The organism is Bacteroides sp. OF04-15BH (assembly GCF_003477995.1).
Lineage (GTDB): Bacteria > Bacteroidota > Bacteroidia > Bacteroidales > Bacteroidaceae > Paraprevotella.
Window position 1 is genome coordinate 71,409 of the sequence record NZ_QUEM01000009.1, and the last position, 21,789, is coordinate 93,197.

Consider the following 21,789-nt stretch of genomic DNA (forward strand, 5'->3'; position numbering starts at 1 on the left):
CAGAGCCGGCATCATGCCGGCTCTGACTGAATGAGTGCTTTGTTATTTTGCATTTACTTCCTTGATCAGGTGGTCAGCCTTGCCCCACTGGTCGATGATGTAGAGCACATAGCGGATGTCCACACCGATACAGCGGGTCAGACTCTGAGTGAAGCTGATGTCGCTGCTCATGGCATCCCAGTTACCGTCGAAGGCCAGACCGATGAGTTCACCCTTACCGTTGAACATCGGGCTACCGGAGTTACCGCCGGTGATGTCGTTGTTGGTGATGAAGCACAACTGCATCTCGCCGGTTTTCTTATCCTTATAAGGACCGAAGTTTCCGGCTTTCAGCATAGCAGTGATGCTTGGTTCAACCTCGTAGTCGGCGATAGAATCGCTCTGCGCAATCTTGTCGAGCATGCTCTGTGAGGTGGTGAAATAGTTCTGACGGACACCTTCGTTGGTGTAATCGGCCACGATACCGTAGCTCAGACGCAGAGTGCTGTTGGCATCAGAGTAGTGAGCCTGATCCTCTTCCATCTCCAGGATGGCACGGCACAGCAGCTTCTCGTTTTCAGCGATGGCATAAGCCTGCTTCTCGTTCTTCTCAGTCAGTTTGTCGTTCAGGTCCTTCACCTGATTGATGTACGTAATCATGATATCCTTTTTCAGGGCATCGGCATTCAGGTTCTTCAGAACGGCTGCATCCGACAAAGCAGACTTCTGGAACAGGTCTTCCACAAACTTCTGATAGTCGCCCTTGAAATCGTTCTTGATGGTGGTGTAGAAGGCCGGCAGATATTCCGGAGCCACAGTCTTTCCGTAGTATTTCAGCAGAACGGCAGTAGCTTCCTTGTCCACATTCTCGTTGTAGTCCTTGAACTTCTTTTCCAGAACTTCTACCAGACGCTTCTTGTAGTCAGCATCCTTGGATTCCATCCAGGCATTGGCGGTGTTGGCAATGCTGAAAATGTCAGATCCGCCGAAGAAGGTCTCGCGCAGGAACATGTAAGCATAGAAATCAGACTTTCTGCCTTTGTAGGCTTCTTCCAGGTTCTGGAACAGATTACCGAATGTTTTCTTGTTCTTTTCATCTTTTCCGACCCATTCGCGGAGACGGTTTTCCAGTTCCTGCTTCTGCTCTACCACTTTCAGCTCTTTCAGAGCCTTGTTCATACCGATACTGTTCTTCCAGTAGTTAGAGCTTTGTGCATACTTGGCAGCATATTGCAGACCGATGGTTGCGTCCTTGTCCATCCACTTTTTCCATACATCCTGCTTGACACCACGCACTTCGATACGTGCGGCATTGATGCTGTTCATGCGCTCTTCGATACCGTAAGAAGACAGATAGCGGTCGGTGCTTCCCGGGAATCCCAAAGTCATACAGTAGTCGCCCATCTGGAATCCCTGGATAGATACCGGAGCAAAATATTTAGGCTGGTACGGACGGTTGCTGGCTGCATAGTCGGCCGGCTCGTTCTTTTCGTTGGCATAAATACGGAACACGCTGAAATCGCAAGTCTGGCGCGGCCACATCCAGTTGTCGGTCTCACCACCGAACTTACCCAGACTCTGTGGCGGAGTGAACACCAGACGGATGTCGGTGAAGTGCTTGTATACCGATACATAATAGGCATTACCGCTGTAATAAGAGCTTACCTCGGCACGGAGAGTCGGATCTCCCTTGGTGTATTCTTTCTGAATCTCTTCGAAGATAGAGTCGATATGCTCGTCGAGCACCTGGATTTTCCAGTTCTCACCGTAAGCTTCGCGCTGCTTCTTGGTGGTCTTCTTATAAATTTTGTCCATGGTTTTGTTGATGCGTGCCGTTACATCCTCTGTGTATTGCAGGATATCAACAAAAAGTCCCGGAGCAGGGATTTCCTTTTCCTTGCCAGATGCCACGAAACCGTTTTTCAGCATGTCGTTTTCTGGAGTAGACAGTGCCTGAATGTTGGCAAAACCGCAGTGATGGTTGGTGAACACGAGTCCTTCCGGCGAAACGATTACTCCGGAACAGAAACCGCCGAAGCTGACAACAGCATCCTTCAGCGAAGTGCCGTTAGGATTGTAGAGATCCTTCTCATTCAGCTGCAATCCCAGTCCGTTCATCACTTTCATACTTTGTGGAGTCAGGCTGTTGAGCATCCACATGCCTTCATCGGCCTTCATGTGCGTGCTTGCCATCAGCGACAGGGCAAGCAGGGTCATAAACTTTTTTTTCATAACTTGTATTTAAAGAATTGTTTTGTTTATTCTCATAAAGGATAAATCACCAGAGAGTCTGCCTGAATTCTTTGCTTGAGCCATTCTTTCAGCTTCTCCTCCGTCTTCCGGTTGATTCTTTGTTTGAGCCGGATGGAAATCAGCGTGACGGTGTCGGTTGGGGCAGCATCTTCCAGATGCATGTTTATACCGTAACCGATGTGCAGACTGCTGATTTCGGGAAACAGAACCCGGCATTCTTTCTGTACGCTTTCAGCCGAATTCAGCACCTTTTCCACGGGTTGCCACTGTTTCTCTATCTGCTCGGCTTTTTCCCGTTGCAGCTGTTCGGTCTGTATTTCCTCCGACAGGAGTCTGGCGTTTCCTTTCAGTATTGTCTGTATTTCTTTTGAGTTCAGGTTATTGCTGCCCTGAACAACAGATAGTCTGGTTCCTTCCAGTCCATGTTTGTCCAGTTTCTTCTGGATTTCGGCCAGTCTTTCTTTGCTCACCTCTTTTCCGAAAAGAACCACATTGATGGCCTTTTCCTTGTATCGGATGTCGCGGGTCACGATTTTGGTTGTATCCGACTCCAGCTCCTGCACGATAAAGTTGTTGGCCTTGTTTTCGAACACGGTTTCACGTACCAGCTGATAGGTGAGTATGGAGGCCGGCACCATGGTGACTACGGCAATGGCGGCAATGATTTGCTTGACGCGCCGCTCACGCTGGGCATCGCGAAACTCTTTCTTGCTGAAGTGCATGATATGCACTCCGATAACAGTGGCCAGACTGATGAAGATCGTGTTGATCATATACAGGTAAAAGGCTCCGGCTGCATAAAGCCAGTTGCCGGTGGCAATACCGAATCCGGTGGTACATATAGGCGGCATCAGGGCCGTGGCGATGGCTACTCCTGGAATCACATTACCGTTTCGCTGGCTGATACTGCAGGTGGCTATGATACCGGCCAGACCGCCGCACAGGGCGATGAACACATCGTAGATGGTGGGAGCCGTGCGTGCCAGCAGTTCCGACTGGGCTTCGGCCAGCGGAGTGATCAGGAAGTAGACTGTGGCTGTAAGCACACTGAATATGGTGGCCGTAATGAAGCTTTTCAGCGAGCGTTTGAACAGTTCAAAATCATTGATGCCGACTCCCAGTCCCATTCCCATGATGGGGCCCATAATCGGCGAGATCAGCATGGCGCCGATAATCACAGCCGTGGAGTTGGTGTTGAGGCCGAGTGAAGCCACAAATATGGCGAAAATCAGAATCCACAGTTTGGCACCGCGGAAGTCTACGCTGTCTTTGATGCGGGCGATGGTTTCCTGTTCGGGTGCTTTGTCCTCACCAACATAGAAAACTCTGCTGACCAGTTGTTTGATTGTTTTCATCAGATGTTTCTCCATGATATGCCGGTTTATAGGTTATTTGAAATATTTTCCGATTACCGGAAGGCTTTTCAGCGGGAAGTCTTTCTTGACAATGTAGGCGGCAAAGAGGATAACCAGAATGGTCTTTGCTCCCAAACGGGCCCAGATGTTCCAGTTTTCGGGAATGTAGACCATAACCAGAGTGAGCAGCAGCGCCAGTGCAATGTAGGTCATGATGCTGCGCATCGGATAGTTTATCGGATTCTTCTTCTGGCCTACGAGGTAAGAAAGAATCATGGAAGTGCCGTATCCGGCAAAACCTCCCCAGGCGCAAGCCATATATCCATAGCGGGGAATGAAGACAAAGTTGATGACCAACAGCACGGCGCATCCGGCCAGAGAGAACCAGGCGCCCCAGATGGTCTTGTCAATAAGCTTGTACCAGAAAGACAGATTGAAGTAGATACCCATCATGATTTCTGCGGCCATGACAATCGGTACCACCCGCAATCCGTCCCAGTATCCGGGAGCAATGATATATTTCAAGGCATCGAGCCAGGCCATGACGCACAGGAACGCCAGGAGGGTGAAGATGATGAAGAACTTCATACCCTTGGCATAAGTCGTCTTGCTGTCCTGATCCTTGGATTTACCGAACACAAACGGCTCGTAGGCATATCGGAATGCTTGGGTAATCATGGCCATGATCATGGCAATCTTTACGCAGGCACCGTAAATACCCAATTGCACCTGTCCTTCCTGAATATCACCGTAAACCAGCGGGAAGATGATTTTGTCGGCGGTCTGATTCAGGATTCCGGCAATACCCAGTACCAATATCGGCCAGGAATAACGCAGCATGCGTTTCATCAGTGCCACATCGAGAATGTATTTGAATCCCGTCAGTTCCGGAATGAAGAAAGCCACAATGGCTGCCTTGCACACCAGATTCAGTCCGAAAATATAGCCCACACCGACTCCCGGATTGTAGAAAAGTCCGATAACGTCCGGATAGAGCGGATAGAGTTTGGGCAATACCAGGAAATAAAGCAGGTTGGTCACGATGTTCAGGAAGATGAACAACAGATTCAGTGCGGCAAATTTTATCGGTCTTTTCTGATAGCGGAGCCAGGCAAACGGGATGGCCAGAAAGGCATCCAATGCCACACAGGCACCCATAATGCCGATATATTCCGGATGGGTGGCATAGCCCATTGCTTGTGAGATTTGGGGCAGAAAGCCCAAAACCATGCACAGGAAGAACAGCGAGATGGTGCCCACGATAATCAGAGTTGTGGAATAAACCACCAGCGGTTTTTCACCTTCCTTGTTGGCGAAGCGGAAGAAAGTGGTTTCCATTCCGAAAGTCAGAATCACCAGAATCAGTCCCACATAGGCATAAATGTTGGTCACCACGCCATAACCTCCGGAGCCGGCCGGCAGCACGGCGGTGTAAAGCGGTACGAGCAGATAGTTCAGAAATCGTCCGATAATGCTGCTCAGTCCATAAATTGCGGTGTCTTTCACCACAGACTTTAGTTCTGCCATAAAATGAATATCTTTAAGTTACAACTTGTTTATTCTTGTCTTATCCAAAGAAGAAGTAGGCCACGGCAATGGCGCTCAGTATTCCGGCGGCATCGGCCAGCAGACCGCAGGTCACGGCATGGCGGGTCTTGCGGATGCCCACACTGCCGAAGTATACGGCCAGAATGTAGAAAGTGGTGTCGGTAGAGCCTTGGAAAATACAGCTCAGACGGCCCACAAACGAATCGGCACCGTAGGTCTGCATGGCATCCACCATCATGCCGCGCGCTCCGCTTCCGCTCAGCGGTTTCATCAGAGCAGTGGGCAGGGCACCCACAATGCGGTCGTCGGCACCGCAACAACGTAATAAGGCGGCAACACCGTCTGTCAGAAGATCCATGGCTCCAGAGGCGCGGAACACGCCTACGGCCACCAGAATGGCAATCAGATAGGGGATGATGCGTACTGCGGTGGAAAAACCGTCTTTGGCTCCCTCGATAAATGCGTCGTACACATTTGTCTTGGCCCGCATTCCGGCAACAATAAAGGCCATGATGATGGAAAACAGCGAAACATTGGCCACTGTGGTGCTCACGGCATTCATCTGTTCGCGGTCCATACTGCTAAAGCCCCAAATGAGCAGTCCCACCAATAGGAGTGATCCGCCCAGGGCAGTAAGGATGGTCTTGTTCCATAGCGAGATTTTCTGATAAAGGGCCGTGGCGATAATTCCGACGAGGGTAGACATGAAAGTGGCCAGCAGGATGGGAATGAAAATATCCGTAGGCTGCGCCGCTCCCATCTGGGCGCGATACACCAGAATGCTCACCGGGATAAGTGTCAGTCCCGAAGTGTTGAGCACCAGGAACATGATCATGGAATTCGATGCCGTATCTTTTTTCGGATTCAGTTCCTGCAGTCCTTCCATGGCCTTCAGGCCGAGTGGAGTCGCTGCATTGTCCAGTCCCAGCATATTGGCTGCCAGATTCATAAAGATGTTGCCGATGACCGGATGGTTTTTGGGCAGATCGGGAAAAAGCTTGATGAAGAGCGGGGAGAGCCATCGGGCCAGTGCATTGACCAGACCTCCTTTTTCACCGATTTTCATGATTCCCATCCAAAGGGAAAGAACACCGGTCAGACCGAGTGAAATCTCGAATGCTGTTTTTGAACTGGAGAAAGTGGCATCCATAATGGCCGGGAATATTTCCAGGTTGCCGAAAGCAATCAGCTTGACCAATGCCGTAAGGAAAGCGATGCCGAAAAAGGCAATCCATATGTAATTAAGCACCATAATTTGGAATATCGTATGAATATCAGGGGGCAAAGTTACATTTTTTTCTGTTAATATCAGGCGCTTTTGTGATAAACGCTGTCTTTTTTGCTGAGAACTGTTTATTGTTGTATCTTTGCGATGAAATGGAAGAAGATTTTGATATAAGACAACAGCAACGGAATACCGGTGAACGGGATTTCGAAAACGCCTTGCGCCCGCTTCGCTTTGAAGACTTTAGCGGACAGTTCAAGGTGGTGGATAACTTGCGCATTTTTGTCGAGGCAGCCAAGTATCGGGGCGAGCCTTTAGACCATACTTTGCTCCACGGTCCTCCGGGATTGGGCAAAACAACTCTGAGTAATATCATCGCCAATGAATTGGGGGTTGGCTTTAAAATCACCTCCGGTCCGGTGTTGGACAAGCCCGGTGATCTGGCCGGACTGCTCACGTCGCTGGAACCGAATGATGTGCTTTTCATTGATGAGATTCATCGTCTGAGCCCTGTCGTGGAAGAGTATTTGTATTCGGCTATGGAGGACTATCGGATTGATATTATGATTGACAAGGGCCCTTCGGCACGGAGTATTCAGATTGATCTGAATCCCTTTACGCTGATCGGTGCCACAACCCGAAGCGGCTTGCTGACGGCACCGTTGCGTGCCCGTTTCGGTATCAATCTGCATTTGGAATATTACGATACCGAAGTGCTGGCACGCATTGTAGAGCGCTCTTCGGGCATCCTCAATGTACCGATTTCCTGGGAGGCTGCCGGCGAGATTGCTTCGCGCAGTCGCGGCACTCCGCGTATTGCCAATGCCCTGTTGCGCCGTGTGCGCGACTTTGCGCAGGTGAAGGGAACCGGAAGCATTGATGTGGAGATAGCCCGTTATGCACTTGAGGCTCTGAATATCGATCAGTTCGGACTGGATGAGATCGACAACAAGATTCTGCTCACGATTATCGACAAGTTCAAGGGCGGTCCCGTGGGAATTTCTACCATTGCCACCGCCATTGGCGAAGATGCCGGTACGGTGGAAGAGGTTTATGAGCCGTTCCTTATTAAGGAAGGCTTTATCAAGCGCACTCCGCGCGGACGTGAAGTGACCGAACTGGCTTATCGTCATCTGGGAGTGAACCGTTACGAGAGCGGCAGTTTGGGAAGTTTGTTTGATTAAACGGATTAAAGAATATGATTACTTATCATGCAGAGGGAGTGCGCATGCCCGATATAAAAAAGCGCGAAAACACGGAGTGGGTAAAGGCCGTGGCCGCCACTTACGGCAAGAGAGTGGGAGAGATTGCCTACATTTTTGTGGATGATGAGAAGATTCTGGAGGTGAACCGTCAGTATTTGCAGCACGATTACTACACAGACATCATTACATTTGACTATTGCGAGGGAGATCGCATTTCAGGAGATCTGTTTATCAGTCTGGATACCGTGCGGAGTAATGCCGAACTGGTTGGAGCCACTTATGAAAACGAACTGTACCGTGTAATCATTCATGGCATTCTGCATCTTTGCGGCATCAACGACAAAGGACCGGGTGAACGCGAGATTATGGAGGCTGCCGAGGACAAAGCTTTGGCTTTGCGTCAGGAAATGCATCACGAATAAAAACGTAATCAGCGAAGTGCAATCTGAATCGCACTTCGCTGATTTTTCTTTTATGAAGATGAATTGTTTCACGTTTTATGCAATATCCCTTGTCTGAAAAAGTTTCTTCATAAAAGAACTTTTATTTTATCCATGTTCCAAAGTAGAGCCGAACAGGCGTTTGCCTCCATTGCTGACCTCATCCATCGGAAAACGTGTTCCCGGTGAGGTTCTGTGGGGAAAGTCTGTCCATGGCTGAATAAAGAAGAGCCAGTCAAGGAAAGTTCCTTCTCCATTTCTGACGCCTCCGTTAGGCAAGAAAATCGGAACCTGCTGATATTGTTTGGCCGGTTTTAATGTCAGAGGATACATCACATTGGCAAATCGGCCATACCAGGCCCAGTCATTTCCGCTTGGAAGTGTTACTGCAATATTATTCTTAAACTGATTAAATATTCTTTTATTGATTGTTCCCATTTGGGCATCCAATATCTGATATTTACCCCCGTCAACTCTTTCCCGTTTTACCAGAATCATGGAGTGGTCTCCTCCATGCTGCATGACTCCTGCTTCACCACTTCTGTGCGATCCGATAGCAGCATAAGCATTGGTATGTGCCCCGTTATCAACTGCCAGAACATATTTGCAATATCCTTTGAATACGGCATTCGGCAAATAAAAAGAGTTGAAACACAGATTTCCTGTAGGGAAATACTTATATTGGTTCGGATGCCCTTTGACCATATCTAGTCTTGTTCCTCCTGCAAAGATCAGAATACATTTACCGGGCTCAAGCACGTGGTTATTTGTATAGCGCTGATCCTTGGTATTGTTTACGTACAAGAGTGCGAACAAGTTTCTTTTTACGCCAGATGTATTGATATTCTCCCCGCTGACAGTCCATATAGGGTCGTATTCTGTTGCCAGGTGCAAACTTTGTACCAACGCGTTATCGATTGAACCTTCGACATGTGCGTTATAACGATTTTGCCAGATTGCCACGTTGGGATCGCTGTTTGACGAATTCCAGTCCAATACTCGGATCAGTCCGTACTGCCACAGATCGATGGTTCTGTTGGTTGGATTGAATATCTCTACATACGAGTAATTCCAGCCTCCGGGATTTAGATGGCCAACTTCCGTAATCATCAAGTCAGATTCCGGCAACTTGATTCTCATTCTGTAGTTTCTGGAGTTTTCATAGCCGTTTGCCAGTGTTTTCTCTGACGCATATTCCGTGCTGTCTGCTCCGTCGGCCAGAGAAATCTTATAGAAGATATTAAACTCAGGCTTCACACTCTTCTTCATCAGTGGGATGCACCAAAGATAAGCCTTGACATCCTTTTTGTCTTTAGTCATTACGGGAGTCTTGAAACTCAATGTGCTTCTGCCTTCTCCCAAAGTTTTGGGCTTGATGTCGGGAATCCCCATTGTAGAATTTTCCTCACCGAAATTCAGAATGACGTTTCCTGCAACAACGTTGCTGTTGCTTAGTTTTATTTGTGTAAATGCCACATCGGTGTAGAAAGGGTCTGTCAGTGTTGCGGTGATTACAGTTCCCAGAGGGGCAAAATCCAGACGGAGCACCTTGCGGCCCTCGCTGTCGGTGGTTACATCCTGATACTTGCTATAGAGCGGAACTTCCATTTGTTCCAGTTCATTGTCAGAGACTCCACCGTTAGGGTTTAAATAGTCCAGAGTGTTGAACTCAATATTCTTGTATCTTCCGCTTTGCACTTTGTTCCGGTTGTCGATAAGGGCACATACTTCCCAAGAGCCGTCCTTGAAGAATCCCTTTTTCAGTTGCAGACTCGCGCTATGGCAAACTAATTTATAGACTCCATTGTCGAGTTCGATGCGTGCGTCGGTGATGGTCTTGTAGGTAATCTCGCGAGTCGTTTTATTGCGCAGGGCGATATGTACTGAGACTGCTCCCAGCATTTTGGAATAGTCTATCTGCAATACACCATTATCTTCTTTTAAGGCCCGTGTTGATGCCTCTGGTGTTGCTGACGCATTGGGTAACGTTGTTTCTATACCGATGCGTATGATTTCTCCGGTATATTGTGAGAAATCCTCAACAGAAGATTCAAGTGCCGGTTCGTTCCAGACTTCGTTCTCATCCTCACAGGCCGTGGCAAGAGCCAGCAGTGCCAGTAGGGGGAACATGTATTTATAAGAGGTAATCCATTTCATGATCTAATTGTTTTTGTGTTATCAGGAGGTGGTTATATCTCACCACCATCCGTAAAGTTTCCCAGATTGGTTTCGATGATAATTTTATCGTCCATTGAAATTTTATAGGTAACGGTTTTTCCCATGGGCCATGTCTTTCCGCCGATGCTGCTTGTTAGTGTGGTTTGTCCGCTCTGATCCTCAAAGACTATTTCAATTTGAGCATTCGCAGGCAAGGTTTGCGGTAGCATCATGAAGGTTTGCGAGGAGGTGGTTATTTCTTCGTTATTTGTTCCCGTAATATTTTTGTTCAGGAGTTGTTCGAAGGAGCCGGTCGCATTGGTTAGGGTCCATTGTTCTGTTCCCATATTATAAGTACCTTCGGTATATACGTTTTTCAGGCTGACTTTTACAAGTTTTCCGGCAGAGACATTTTCACCACAGGCGAACCGTATGGCTGTAAGCGGATGTTTAAATGCCAGAGGCACTGCCGCTGCACTGTTTCCAGAGTATTCATCGGTTGAGGCTACCAGAAGATCTTTCTGGTCGTTTACGCTGGCGGGAATGAGGGCATGTATTGTCGGTGAACCGGGTGTGCCGGCACCCGACAGTGTGTAGGCTGCGTCTCTTTGGGGAGCATAAGCAAAAAATTTCAGTTTATAAGAAGCCCCCGGCCAGTAGTACATGGATGGGAGTGCATATGCATTGCCCGTTTTTTGAACCGTGGCATCATATATATAGTTTGGGGTTTTGTTTTCATTCCATTGATCCGTATAGCAAAATGCCGATACACCGAATGAGGCATACATATTACTGGCTGTAACAGGAGTATTTCTTGTTTGAGCCTTGTCATTTTGCAAAGAGAACGGATTTGCATTGTTCCTGTCGCTGTAGATGGTATGTAAGTACAAGGCTTTCTGCCCTTCCTTATATAAGATGCTGACATGATTGTTGTTTGTGGTCTGCGATGTTGCAGATCGACCGGACTGTAACCAGGATTCTTGGATGCTTGGGATAAACAAAATCCCTTTCGAAGATTCCAATTTATCTGTGTTATCCTCCGAACAGGAAAGCAGGATGCCACAGAACAGGCTACAGATTATTCCGGAAAGGTAAAGACTTTTAGTGTTGGAAAGGGAAATCTTTTTCATCTGTTTTTGGGTTTTGTATTAAAAAGTAGAATCGGGGTGAGCAATACACCCCGATTCTGTTTCTTGGGAAAAGGTCAGGGACACATGAAGAAACTTTAACATAAACAATCGTATTTAAGAACGCGTCCCTGCCTTTTGCAGTTATTAATGGATGGTTGTTGAATTAGTTCATGATAATATTTTCAGAAGCATCTGTCCATTCGTCAACTGTAACTGTGAACTTGATCGGACCGTTCAGAACCGGATCACCACCGTTTGAACCTGGTTTTGGATTTGTATCAACTTCAGGGTCTGTTGTATCTGGGTTTGGATCAATTAGACCAGCTCCGCCTCCATTGGTCGCTGTAGAGCAGAAATCAAGAGTGTAGATATATTTCTTTCCTGGTTCCCAGTTTGTACCGATTGCAACAGAAGCGTATGCATACATTGTTTGCTCTGGAAGTATTACTGAGGCTCTGGTTGCAGGTGAAGTTTTAGGATACAGTAGAATTTCTTCGCTTCCAGACTTGCTATAGATTCGGCAAAGCACAGAAATATATGCTCCATCGTTATATCCTTTACCCTTCCATGCTGTCAAAGATTGAGGAATCAGCATAAAGTTCTTTTTTCCAAACATGATAGATTGAGCATTAGAAGTCAGTTCTACAATGTTTTCACCTTTTACTTTATAAGCTTCTCTGGTATCTTTTTCCTGTAAGTTAGACCATTGTGCTTGAGGTAAGGTATATGCAGAATTTGTTATTTCAGTAGGAAATGTAAAGTCTGCTTTTCTACCAGCATTGACAATACGGACTCCCTTAACTTCAATCTTAATATTAGGATTTGAATTCTTAGCTAAAATTTCAATCTGAGAAAGAGCATGCTTAAAGTTCATTTCTACTCCGTTGGCTTCATTGTTTGTTTTGTTTCCTGTGTTGTAGGAAATCAGCAAATCCTTTTGATCTGCAATTTCTGTAGCAGGTGCAAATCCGCTAATCGTTTGAGCAGTATGGTTTAAGGTTGCACTACCTGTTCCGAGGTTAGTAGGAGCATAGGCAAAAAATTTCAAACCGAATTCAGGCCAATAATATGTTGAAGCGGTGTTCCATGCTGAGGCTGATTTTGAAACCAATAATTCAGGCATATAAGTTGCACCATTTCCAATACCTGCAACTTTGAACTCTGAAAGATTATCTAAAGTGGTAACATTAGCAGCATTTGCACGTGTTGCCTTGTCCAGAGAAGTTCTGAAGGAGATGCCTTCTCCCGGGTTTACATCAATAATCTCATTGTTTGAGCAAGATGCCATGGCAGTAATGACTGCCGCAGCGAATAATAATTTTTTCATAAAACAAAATTTAGTTTAAAATAAAACAATATAATCATCTAATCTACATTGAAATGTCTATAGGTACGGTTTCTTCCCATTCGTCAACCGTGGGTTGGAATCCACCTTCACCCGGAATAGGCTGGGGCAGAGGAAGTCTGTCCAATATGATATGGACATTATAGGGGTCGGGAGCATTGTCCACCTGATCGGTAACATCAAACGTGTAGTATCTTTTATTACCGTCAGACATGATCGCATAGACAACCAGTTTGTGGGGTTGGGGATTGCTTGCATGTTGGCCGAAGGTATAGAAGTCACCCTTCAGAGTCGTGCTTCCGGTTGTTTTCAGTTCAAAAGGCATGGTGACCAGTTCGGTGGTCAGATGATTCTCTCCCAAATGAAATCCTCCGGCAAGTGAAGAGAGCGATCCGCTTATTCCATCCATAGAGATATGTCTTAGATTGGTTGCGTTTCTGATTTCCACATCATAGTGGCATATTGCCTTTTTCGGATAGAGTACAATCTGCTGTTTTTCTACATCGGATTTTATGATAATATCCGCATTTCGGTCGCTGTAAAGCATTTCCGGTTGCAGGGCGATGCGTTCTTTTTCCGTGCCTTCGGCCCGTGGAGCCAGAGAACCTCCGAGAGCCAGAATTCCCTTGAGGGCATAGGCTTCGAATGTTTCCATGCTTTCGATATTGCGGAATCCGATGGTTTCCGTATCGGAATTGTAGCAGAGAGCTTTGTATTCTCCAGGTTGTACTTTGATGATTCCTCCTGTTTTGTTGGGAAACTCATAAAGCAAGGGTTCTCCTCCTTCCTTCGGAAACAGATACAGTCGCATGGATTCCGGATGGGCCTCGGGAGAGTTTTTCCAGTCAAAGACCACTTCTACTTCCATGGCCGGAGAATGATCGAAACACAATTCCTTATGTTCGCAAGAGGCGAGCAGGCACCCGATGAGCAGCATCAAGGCATGATATATCTTTTTCATTGTTTTCCTCCTTTCGTGCGTCTGTTGATTTTGGTGTTTCCCAGCAACCATACCAGCGTGATTTCGGCTTTTGTGGGACCGATCCACTGCTGTTTCTTGGTGGCTTGCCACACATAATGGTCGTCTATGGGGAGGTATTCATAATATACGCCTTCAAGATAACCCACTCCAAGTGAGAAGTCCAGATTGAGGCGCCGACTGATGGCTTTTGAGTAACCATATTCCAGTCCTCCGCCGTAGTGAGCCTTATCGAAGATGCTACCGCCCGGTATGCCTCCGATGTAACCGCGTCCTCCCAATTCAAAATCATAGGTCAGCACTTGTCCGTAGATACCGATATGATGTCCGGTAAACTTTCTTGTTTGTGCGCTTTTGCCGAAATACTTGCGGATGCCCAAGTCGCCTCCGTAGATGCGCCAGTACAGGTGTCGTCTGTCATTCTTCCACCAGGAATACATCCAGTCGGCATTGAGCGACCATCCTTTTCCTAAATAGAATTCGGCGCCGATATTGGGAATCAGACAGGCATCGTACAAGAGATTCGATTTGACGGCCATACCGAAATTTCTTTCTTTAACGACCGTAGGTTCTGTTTTTATGATGATGGTGTCCCGCACTGTTTCCGTTATCCTTATAGTGTCGCGGAGGACCACGGTGTCGGTCTTTTCCAGAATGAGAGTATCTTTTCGGACGACAGGGATGGAGTCAAATTCGCAGTCAATGATAGAACTGTTGCGCAGTTCCGGAAAGAAATTATGGAGCATGTATTGCCATACGCTTCCCCCTTTCAGGCGCATCAGCTGTCTTTTTCTGCTGTCCTGCACCACTCCGTTGCGTACGACCCATTCCGGTGTTTCGCGGAGAATGCGGAGTGCTTCGTTGCGGTGGGTCATATTCGAGAGTTCCACCATTTGTGTCAATTCTTCCCAATCCTGTCCTCGGGATTCGATTGTAAAAGAAGAATCCGGCAGAGCGAGTTTTTCTTGCAGATAGGCCTGCAGACTTTCACCTCGATTTTGCGACAACCATTTGTTGTGACTGGTCCGCCCTTCGGGCGAAGCACCCGAGGTGATGCGGATGCGGCGCAGTTTTGCGTTTTTTTGCTTGTTTTGGATATGGATGACCAGGGAGTCTAATGTGACCTTGTTTTCCTTAAAGACAGGGTTGAGGATGATGCTTGCCGTAGGGAAGTATACCCTGTATCGGTTCCTCTCGCCTGATTCATAAGCTTTTGATTTTCCCCATGCCAAACATCCCAAAACAATGATGAATATAAATTTTTTCATTACGTTATGGTTTAGGGCCGTTTTCTGTTTTGTTTATTCCTGAATCAGCTTTAATTACATTTTAGTAACCACTTTATCTTTTCGCGGTTGCAAATGTATATCAGATTTACTTCACCGCTGTTTCCTTTTCGGCCACATTGATTGACAAAACGGTTTTGCCCTATTCTTTTTTCTTGACGCATATAAATAGGTGAAGTGAAAAAAAAATCATCAGGATGATTTGGAGATTTCATCCTGATGATTTGAAATTTTTATCGAAATGATTTTTTTGATTCGTTCCGGGGGCGCTTTTTATTTCTTTTCAAGCAGCTCTACCGCTTTCTGCACGGCTTCGTTTTCCTGATTCATTACCTCGAAGTACTCCGACATGTCCCACAAGTCACGGGCAAGCAGAGCTTTCAGCTGAAGTTTCAGCTGCGGCAATGTCTTGTTGCGCTCCTCTTCGTCTTTTGGTTTTACGGAGCGTTTTTCTGCCTCCTCTTTCAGAATTTCCAGTTCTTCGTCGCTCACCTGATAGTTTTTCAGGAACGAGTCAAAACTCTTGTAGGTCGATAGGATTTTCTTGCGGTTGCGGTCGCTGTATCTCAGGGTTGTGTTGGTGATGATACCCTTGGCAACCAGTTCGCGGTGGTACTTGGTGTACTTTGTTGTATCCAGCGGAATGAAATAGTCGGGCATAATGCCTCCTCCTCCGTAAACGATGCGTCCTTTCTTCAGAGTCTTATATTTCAGAGAGTCCGGGAAATGGATGCTGTCGGCATGTACCAGTTCTCCGCGGTTGTAACGGTTAATCACATCCATGTTATAGGAAGTGCGGTTGCCGTTTTCGTAGGGTTTCTGAATGCAACGGCCCACCGGAGTGTAATAACGGGCAATGGTGAGACGCAGTTGCGAGCCGTCGGGCAGGTCGAGCGGGCGCTGCACCAGTCCTTTTCCGAACGTGCGCCGTCCGATGACGATACCGCGGTCGTGATCCTGAATGGCACCGGTAACGATTTCTGCGGCCGAGGCGGTATATTCGTCCACCAGCACGGCTATTTTGCCATCTTTAAAACCACCGTTTCCTTTGGCTTTGTATTCCGTATAAGGAGTGCGGCGGCCTTTGGTGTAAACAATCAGGTCGTTCTGGTCCAGAAACTCGTTGGCAATGTCGATTGCTGCGCCCAGATAGCCGCCACCGTTCTGTTGCAGGTCCAGAATCAGGTTTTTCATTCCCTGTTCTTTCAGTTTGTTCATCGCCTGTTTCAGCTCTTCATGCGTTTTTGCGCCGAAGCTGCTGACCCGGATCAGACCCGTCTGCGGAGTAACCATATAGGCGGCATCTACCGAAGTCATCGGAATCTTGTCGCGTTTTACATCAAACTTCAGCACCTCGTCAATGCCGTTGCGCACGACGCCCAGACGCACGATAGAACCTTTCGGACCTTTCAGGCGGCGCATGATTTCCTCGCGGCTCATTTTCACGCCGGCAATGGCAGTGTCGTTTACGGAGATAATCCGGTCTCCGGCCAGGATACCGGCTTTTTCAGAGGGGCCTTTGCTTACGGGCTGTATCACGAACAAAGTATCTTCAAGCATGTTGTACTGCACGCCGATACCCTCGAAATTGCCTTGCAGCGGTTCGTTCATGGCCTTGGTGTCTTTGGCGTTCGAGTAGGCCGAATGCGGATCAAGCTCCTTGAGCATGCCCACGATGGCATCCTCTGTCAGTTTGTCGGTGTTCACGCTGTCTACATACAGGCTGCTGATGGCCAGATGCGCCATATAAAGCTTTTTGATGGAAGCCTCATAGGCAGCGGCCGTATTTTTTTGTTGGCTCCATGCCGGCAGACAGCATAATGCGGCAAGCAGGCACAGACAGATGTTTCTTTTCTTTGTCATAATGGTCTTTATTCTTCTATGGTAAACCCTTCGGGCAGGAATTCGGTGATGTCGCGGCCGAAGTGCATCAGTTCGCGCACAATGGTAGAACTGATACAAGCCAGTTCCGGCTCGGTGAAAAGAATCACGGTTTCAATGCCCGAAAGCCGTTTGTTGACATCGGCAATGGCCAGTTCATATTCAAAATCCTTGTGCGAGCGCACGCCCCGCAGAATGAAATCCGCCTGCTTCCGTTTGGCAAAATCCACGGTCAGGTCGCTGTATGCCTCCACAGAAATGCGGGGCTCGTTGCGATACAGATTCTTCAGGGCTTGGATACGCTTTTCCACGGCCATGATGCCTTTCTTCTTTTCATTGATGCCCACACCGATGATGATGCGGTCAAAAAGTTGCAGCCCCCTGCGGGCTATGGAATCATGTCCTTTGGTATAGGGGTCGAAACTTCCGGGAAAAATTGCTGTTCTCATTCTAGTTCTGTTTCTTCAAATGTAGGGTCTTCTTCGACCACCAGATTGTTGATGATGAAATTCTGGCGTTCCATGGTGTTTTTGCCCATGTAGTATTCCAACAATTCCTTTACCTGATCGCTTTTCTGAAGCGATACCTGCTCCAGACGCATCTCAGGACCGATGAAATATTTGAACTCGTCGGGCGAGATTTCTCCCAGTCCTTTGAATCGGGTAATCTCCGGATCCGGTCCGAGTATCTCCACCGCCGCCTGACGTTCTTCTTCTGTATAGCAGTATTGGGTGATGAAATCCGAACGGTTGGAAAGCACCACGCCCTTGTTCTTTTCCAGTCCGGCTATATATTCATCAATCTCACGGAGCTTGTTTTTGCCCAACTTGCTCTTTTTGTTACGCACACGGAACAGTGGGGTCTGCAGGATATATACATGCCCTTTTTTGATCAGATCGGGGAAAAATTGCAGGAAGAAGGTAATCATCAGCAGACGGATGTGCATGCCGTCCACATCGGCATCCGTGGCTACTATCACCTTATTATATCGCAGACCGTCGAGCCCGTCCTCAATGTTGAGGGCAGCCTGAAGCAGATTGAACTCTTCGTTCTCATAAACCACTTTCTTGGTTAGTCCGTAACTGTTCAACGGTTTACCGCGCAGGCTGAATACAGCCTGTGTCGTTACGTTGCGGCTTTTGGTAATGGAACCCGAAGCCGAGTCTCCCTCGGTAATGAAAATGGAACTTTCCAGACGCGGATCATTCTCCATGTCCTCGTCCTTCTTCGAGGTTTTCTGGTCATTCAAGTGAATGCGGCAGTCGCGCAGTTTGCGGTTATGCAGATTGGCCTTTTTGGAGCGCTCCCGGGCCAGTTTAGCCACACCGGCCATGGCTTTTCTTTCCTTCTCGTTCTCGGAAATCTTTTGGATAATCACTTCGGCAATGTCCGGATTGCGGTGCAGATAATTGTCCACCTGTTCCTTGACAAAATCACCGATAAACTTGTCGATGCTGATGCCGCCGTCGGGAATGGTAGTCAGTGATCCCAACTTGATTTTGGTCTGACTCTCAAAAAGCGGTTCCTCGATATTGATGGAAATGGCTCCTACCAGTCCGTTTCGGATATCCCCGAAGTCGAAATTCTTGCCCGAAAACTCCTTGATGGTTTCGGCGATATGCTTCTTGAAGGCACTCTGGTGGGTACCACCTTGTGTGGTGTGCTGTCCGTTGACAAATGAGTAGTATTCCTCACCATACTGGTTGGTGTGTGTAAAGGCAATTTCGATGTCCTCGCCCTTCAGATGCACAATGGGATACAGTCCGTCGTTGGTCATGTTGTCGTTCAGCAGGTCCACCAGTCCGTTGCGTGAGTGTATTCTCCGTCCGTTGAACATAATGGTCAGTCCGGTGTTCAGGTACGTATAGTTGCGCAGCATGTTTTCTACAAATTCATGGCGGAACTGATAGTGTTTGAACAATCCGTTGTCCGGCTCAAAGTAAATGTAGGTTCCGGTTTCGTCTTCTGTATCTTCGGTCGTGTCGCTGATGAGCACACCCTTTTCGAACACCGCCTTTCGTACGGTGCCCTCTCGATAGCTGTGCACTTCGAAGTGAGTGCTCAGTGCGTTTACTGCCTTAATGCCGACTCCGTTCAGACCCACACTTTTCTTAAAGGCTTTAGAGTCGTATTTTCCTCCGGTGTTCAATACACTCACCGCTTCAATCAGTTTTCCCTGAGGAATACCGCGACCGTAGTCGCGCACGCTGACGCGAAGGTTCTCTTCCAGAGTAACCTCGATGCGCTTTCCGGCATTCATCTTGAATTCGTCGATACTGTTGTCGATGACTTCCTTCAAAAGCACATAGATTCCATCCTCAGACTGTGATCCGTCGCCCAGCTTTCCGATATACATACCCGGGCGGGTACGCACATGTTCCATATCGGACAAGTGGCGGATGTTGTCGTCGGTATAAGCCACGGGAGCCTCTGGAGTCAAGGCTTCCTTTTCTTCGTTTATTTCTTCCATGAATCAGGGGGTTAGATTTTTTTCTGATAGCAGCGTCTTTTCTTGTGAATTTCGGCATCCAGATAAGCCCATTGTCCCTGACTCTTGTCGTTGGTTTCAAGCTGAGGATGCGTCTCGCCAAACTTGAATCCCATCTTCTGTACGATTGGAATAAGGTCGGCAAAAAGCATGGCGTTCACGCCCTTGTTCTGATATTCCGGAAGCACGGCTACCAGGAGCAGGTCTACAATGTCCGAACGCTTCACGTAAAGAGCTTTTGCCAGATGCACCCATCCGAATGGAAACAGGCGGGAATGTGCTTTCTGCAAGGCCGTAGACAGTGACGGCATACCGATACCGATGGCGATAGGTTGGTTGTCTTCGGTTTCGATTACCGTAACCAGCCGAAGGTCTACCAAAGGCAAATAAATGTTTACATACTGGTCAATCTGCCGTTTGTTCATTTCCGAAAAACCATACAGCGGTGCGTATGCCTTGTTGACCACATCAAATATTTTGTATCCGTATCCGCCTTCGCGCACCTCTTTCACGCTTTTGAATTTGCGGACATGCAGGTTATAGCGGCTGGCACTGATTTCGGCTACGCGGAAATATTTTGCGGAGCGTGCTTCGTGTTCAGAATCCGGTACGCGTACCTTGCGTTCTACCCAGTCCACTTCCTTCTCATAGCCATGAAGTTCCATGTGTTTGGGATAATACGGATAGTTGTAGATGGTAGCCATTGTGCTCAACTGGTCATAACCGTCGGTGAGCATTCCTTCCGGGTCCATGTCCGTAAAGCCGAGCGGGCCTACTACTCGGGTCATATGATGCTCTTTGCCCCATTGTTCCACAGCATTCAACAATGCTTTTGAAACTTCCGGGTCATCTATGAAATCAATCCAACCGAAGCGTGCGTCCTGTACGTTCCAGGTGGCATTGGCTTTCTTGTTGATGATGGCAGCCACGCGCCCTACAATCTTGTTGTCCTTGTAGGCCAGAAAGTAGTCTACATCACAAAAATCAAAGGCTGCGTTCTTCTTGGGATTGAACGTGTCAAGCGTATCTTCATAGAAATCAGGTACGGCAAAGGCATTTCCTTTATAGAGTTCGTAATTAAATCGAATAAAAGCTTTTAGCTCTTTCCGGTTGGTTATTTTTTTAATAATGACTTCGGACATAGCTGTTTATATCTTTATTAATGATTAATTGGCAAAGATAGTTTTTTTTATCTAAAGGGTAACTGAATGCCTCTGAAAAAGACCAAAAAGCCGGTAAAAAACTTATTTTCACTAGAAAAAAAAGAAAATATTTGCTAATCAGATATTAATATTTTATATTTGTTATACTTAGAAGGTTTTAAAATAATAGATTATGACAAAGTTTAGATTTTTATGTATGGCGGCTGCGCTGATGCTGGGCTGCGGACAGGCTGCTTGGGCACAAGGCACAACGACAGAGAAGAATTATAAATCTTATCCTCACATGTTCTTCGGGTTACATGGCGGAGGCCAGATTACATTCACAGATTATAAACCCTCTAAGTTGATTACTCCGTTGTATGGAGCATCTTTGGGAGGCTACTTTAACCCCGTGGTCGGAACTCGCTTGCATGTAAGCGGATATCAGGCTAAAGGAGGAGTCAGAGCCATCAACGAGACTTATGATTATAAGTATGTGACAACGGATATAGACGTAATTCTGAATTTGACCAACCTGTTCTCCAAAAAGCACGACCATCTTTTTAATGTACTTTTATTCGGAGGTGTCGGTTTGAACTATGCATGGGATAATGATGACATGCTGGCCTTGAATAGTGCGGGAAAGACTCATTATTCACAGGCTTGGGATGACAATCTTTTGTCTCACAATGCTCGTGTTGGTATGCAGTTGGATGTAAATCTTGCAAAGCATGTAGGATTGAATCTGGAGGTTATGGCGAATAGCTTGTCCGATAAGTTCAATTCTAAAATGAGTTCGCGTAATGACTGGCAGCTTACCGCTTCATTAGGCTTGGCCTTTAAGTTTGCTTATAAGGATAAGAAGGCACAGCCTGCTCCGGTTGTCGAGGAAGTTTGGGAAACCCGTAAGGACACGGTATGGTATGATGACGTGACTTACAAGAATGTTCCGGTGCAGGATAAGCTCGAAAGTCAGATTTATTATAACATCAGTTTGTCAGAACCTAAGCCGCAGGCCAAGATCAATGAAATTGTCGAGTTCGTGAAGAACCATAAGAACTGTAAGATTTCAGTGACCAGTTATGCGGATAAGGGAACAGGTAATCCAACCATTAATATGAAGTATTCTGAGGAACGTACCAAGAACGTAGTGGATGCTTTGGTAAAGGCTGGTGTAGATAAGAACATCATTACCGCAGAATCAAAGGGAGACTCCGTTCAGCCGTTTGCTGAGAATGACAAGAACCGTGTAACAATAACGGTTGTTACCGGTGAGGGAACCAAGAAGGAAAAGGTGGTAACCAAGAAGTTCCGCATTGAGGAGACACGTTATAGAGTGAAATAATTATTGTTTCTTAATTCCAATTGAAGGGAGG

The 21,789-nt window shown here is 47.1% G+C and carries 16 protein-coding genes; 3 read left to right on the forward strand and 13 right to left on the reverse strand.

All coding sequences use genetic code 11. From position 1 onward, the window contains the following. Positions 1-42: 42 nt before the first annotated feature. Genes DXA74_RS05855 through DXA74_RS05870 form a run of 4 tightly spaced genes read right to left on the reverse strand, consistent with a single transcriptional unit; the run spans position 43 to position 6,387 of the window. Positions 43-2,211, reverse strand: coding sequence for a S46 family peptidase (locus DXA74_RS05855; protein ID WP_118525843.1), 2,169 nt, complete (start codon positions 2,209-2,211; stop codon positions 43-45). A gap of 32 nt (positions 2,212-2,243) precedes the next feature. Further along, complete coding sequence (locus tag DXA74_RS05860; RefSeq protein WP_118525844.1) at positions 2,244-3,602, reverse strand: TIGR00341 family protein; 1,359 nt, start codon at positions 3,600-3,602, stop codon at positions 2,244-2,246. Between the two features lie 18 nt (positions 3,603-3,620). Next, positions 3,621-5,114: a lipopolysaccharide biosynthesis protein gene (locus DXA74_RS05865; protein WP_118525845.1), complete on the reverse strand. Its 1,494-nt coding sequence runs from the start codon at positions 5,112-5,114 to the stop codon at positions 3,621-3,623. A 40-nt stretch (positions 5,115-5,154) separates the two neighbouring features. Then, positions 5,155-6,387, reverse strand: a complete 1,233-nt coding sequence (locus DXA74_RS05870) for a nucleoside recognition domain-containing protein (RefSeq protein ID WP_118525881.1) — start codon at positions 6,385-6,387, stop codon at positions 5,155-5,157. 125 nt (positions 6,388-6,512) lie between these two features. On the opposite strand from DXA74_RS05870, the gene ruvB reads away from it, so the two are divergent. Both ruvB and ybeY read left to right on the forward strand, forming a co-directional pair. Beyond that, entirely contained in the window at positions 6,513-7,544 is a 1,032-nt protein-coding gene (gene ruvB / locus DXA74_RS05875) for a Holliday junction branch migration DNA helicase RuvB (protein WP_118525882.1), read from the forward strand. A gap of 14 nt (positions 7,545-7,558) precedes the next feature. After that, positions 7,559-7,987: an rRNA maturation RNase YbeY gene (gene ybeY / locus DXA74_RS05880; RefSeq protein WP_118525846.1), complete on the forward strand. Its 429-nt coding sequence runs from the start codon at positions 7,559-7,561 to the stop codon at positions 7,985-7,987. A 126-nt stretch (positions 7,988-8,113) separates the two neighbouring features. Here ybeY and DXA74_RS05885 read toward each other — a convergent pair whose 3' ends face one another. The 9 genes from DXA74_RS05885 to DXA74_RS05925 form a co-directional block, all read right to left on the reverse strand. Continuing rightward, complete coding sequence (locus tag DXA74_RS05885; RefSeq protein WP_118525847.1) at positions 8,114-10,162, reverse strand: hypothetical protein; 2,049 nt, start codon at positions 10,160-10,162, stop codon at positions 8,114-8,116. 32 nt (positions 10,163-10,194) lie between these two features. Further along, positions 10,195-11,292, reverse strand: a complete 1,098-nt coding sequence (locus tag DXA74_RS05890) for a fimbrillin family protein (protein ID WP_118525848.1) — start codon at positions 11,290-11,292, stop codon at positions 10,195-10,197. Between the two features lie 163 nt (positions 11,293-11,455). Then, a complete protein-coding gene (locus DXA74_RS05895) occupies positions 11,456-12,619 on the reverse strand; it encodes a fimbrillin family protein (RefSeq protein ID WP_118525849.1) in 1,164 nt (387 codons plus the stop codon). A gap of 43 nt (positions 12,620-12,662) precedes the next feature. Next, complete coding sequence (locus tag DXA74_RS05900; protein ID WP_118525850.1) at positions 12,663-13,598, reverse strand: DUF5119 domain-containing protein; 936 nt, start codon at positions 13,596-13,598, stop codon at positions 12,663-12,665. After that, positions 13,595-14,884 carry a DUF3575 domain-containing protein gene (locus tag DXA74_RS05905; RefSeq protein ID WP_118525851.1) on the reverse strand — a complete coding sequence of 430 codons (1,290 nt, stop codon included), beginning with the start codon at positions 14,882-14,884 and terminating at the stop codon, positions 13,595-13,597. Before DXA74_RS05905 ends, DXA74_RS05900 begins: the two co-directional genes overlap by 4 nt. A gap of 291 nt (positions 14,885-15,175) precedes the next feature. Further along, positions 15,176-16,765, reverse strand: a complete 1,590-nt coding sequence (locus DXA74_RS05910) for a S41 family peptidase (RefSeq protein WP_118525852.1) — start codon at positions 16,763-16,765, stop codon at positions 15,176-15,178. 8 nt (positions 16,766-16,773) lie between these two features. Continuing rightward, complete coding sequence (gene coaD / locus DXA74_RS05915) at positions 16,774-17,232, reverse strand: pantetheine-phosphate adenylyltransferase (protein WP_118525853.1); 459 nt, start codon at positions 17,230-17,232, stop codon at positions 16,774-16,776. Continuing rightward, complete coding sequence (locus DXA74_RS05920; protein ID WP_118525854.1) at positions 17,229-19,253, reverse strand: DNA topoisomerase IV subunit B; 2,025 nt, start codon at positions 19,251-19,253, stop codon at positions 17,229-17,231. Before DXA74_RS05920 ends, coaD begins: the two co-directional genes overlap by 4 nt. 11 nt (positions 19,254-19,264) lie before the next feature. Further along, on the reverse strand, positions 19,265-20,413 hold the full coding sequence (locus tag DXA74_RS05925) for an N-acetyltransferase (protein WP_118525855.1): 1,149 nt from the start codon (positions 20,411-20,413) through the stop codon (positions 19,265-19,267). 193 nt (positions 20,414-20,606) lie between these two features. Here DXA74_RS05925 and DXA74_RS05930 point away from each other — a divergent pair, with 193 nt between their 5' ends. Next, positions 20,607-21,758, forward strand: a complete 1,152-nt coding sequence (locus tag DXA74_RS05930) for an OmpA family protein (RefSeq protein WP_233550467.1) — start codon at positions 20,607-20,609, stop codon at positions 21,756-21,758. Positions 21,759-21,789: the final 31 nt, after the last annotated feature.

Excerpts from the sequence above, each read along its gene's own strand:
- DXA74_RS05855 (WP_118525843.1), bottom strand. The coding sequence starts at position 2,211 with ATGAAAAAAAAGTTTATGACCCTGCTTGCCCTGTCGCTGATGGCAAGC.
- DXA74_RS05860 (WP_118525844.1), bottom strand. The coding sequence starts at position 3,602 with ATGGAGAAACATCTGATGAAAACAATCAAACAACTGGTCAGCAGAGTT.
- DXA74_RS05865 (WP_118525845.1), bottom strand. The coding sequence starts at position 5,114 with ATGGCAGAACTAAAGTCTGTGGTGAAAGACACCGCAATTTATGGACTG.
- DXA74_RS05870 (WP_118525881.1), bottom strand. The coding sequence starts at position 6,387 with ATGGTGCTTAATTACATATGGATTGCCTTTTTCGGCATCGCTTTCCTT.
- ruvB (WP_118525882.1), top strand. The coding sequence starts at position 6,513 with ATGGAAGAAGATTTTGATATAAGACAACAGCAACGGAATACCGGTGAA.
- ybeY (WP_118525846.1), top strand. The coding sequence starts at position 7,559 with ATGATTACTTATCATGCAGAGGGAGTGCGCATGCCCGATATAAAAAAG.
- DXA74_RS05885 (WP_118525847.1), bottom strand. The coding sequence starts at position 10,162 with ATGAAATGGATTACCTCTTATAAATACATGTTCCCCCTACTGGCACTG.
- DXA74_RS05890 (WP_118525848.1), bottom strand. The coding sequence starts at position 11,292 with ATGAAAAAGATTTCCCTTTCCAACACTAAAAGTCTTTACCTTTCCGGA.
- DXA74_RS05895 (WP_118525849.1), bottom strand. The coding sequence starts at position 12,619 with ATGAAAAAATTATTATTCGCTGCGGCAGTCATTACTGCCATGGCATCT.
- DXA74_RS05900 (WP_118525850.1), bottom strand. The coding sequence starts at position 13,598 with ATGAAAAAGATATATCATGCCTTGATGCTGCTCATCGGGTGCCTGCTC.
- DXA74_RS05905 (WP_118525851.1), bottom strand. The coding sequence starts at position 14,884 with ATGAAAAAATTTATATTCATCATTGTTTTGGGATGTTTGGCATGGGGA.
- DXA74_RS05910 (WP_118525852.1), bottom strand. The coding sequence starts at position 16,765 with ATGACAAAGAAAAGAAACATCTGTCTGTGCCTGCTTGCCGCATTATGC.
- coaD (WP_118525853.1), bottom strand. The coding sequence starts at position 17,232 with ATGAGAACAGCAATTTTTCCCGGAAGTTTCGACCCCTATACCAAAGGA.
- DXA74_RS05920 (WP_118525854.1), bottom strand. The coding sequence starts at position 19,253 with ATGGAAGAAATAAACGAAGAAAAGGAAGCCTTGACTCCAGAGGCTCCC.
- DXA74_RS05925 (WP_118525855.1), bottom strand. The coding sequence starts at position 20,413 with ATGTCCGAAGTCATTATTAAAAAAATAACCAACCGGAAAGAGCTAAAA.
- DXA74_RS05930 (WP_233550467.1), top strand. The coding sequence starts at position 20,607 with ATGACAAAGTTTAGATTTTTATGTATGGCGGCTGCGCTGATGCTGGGC.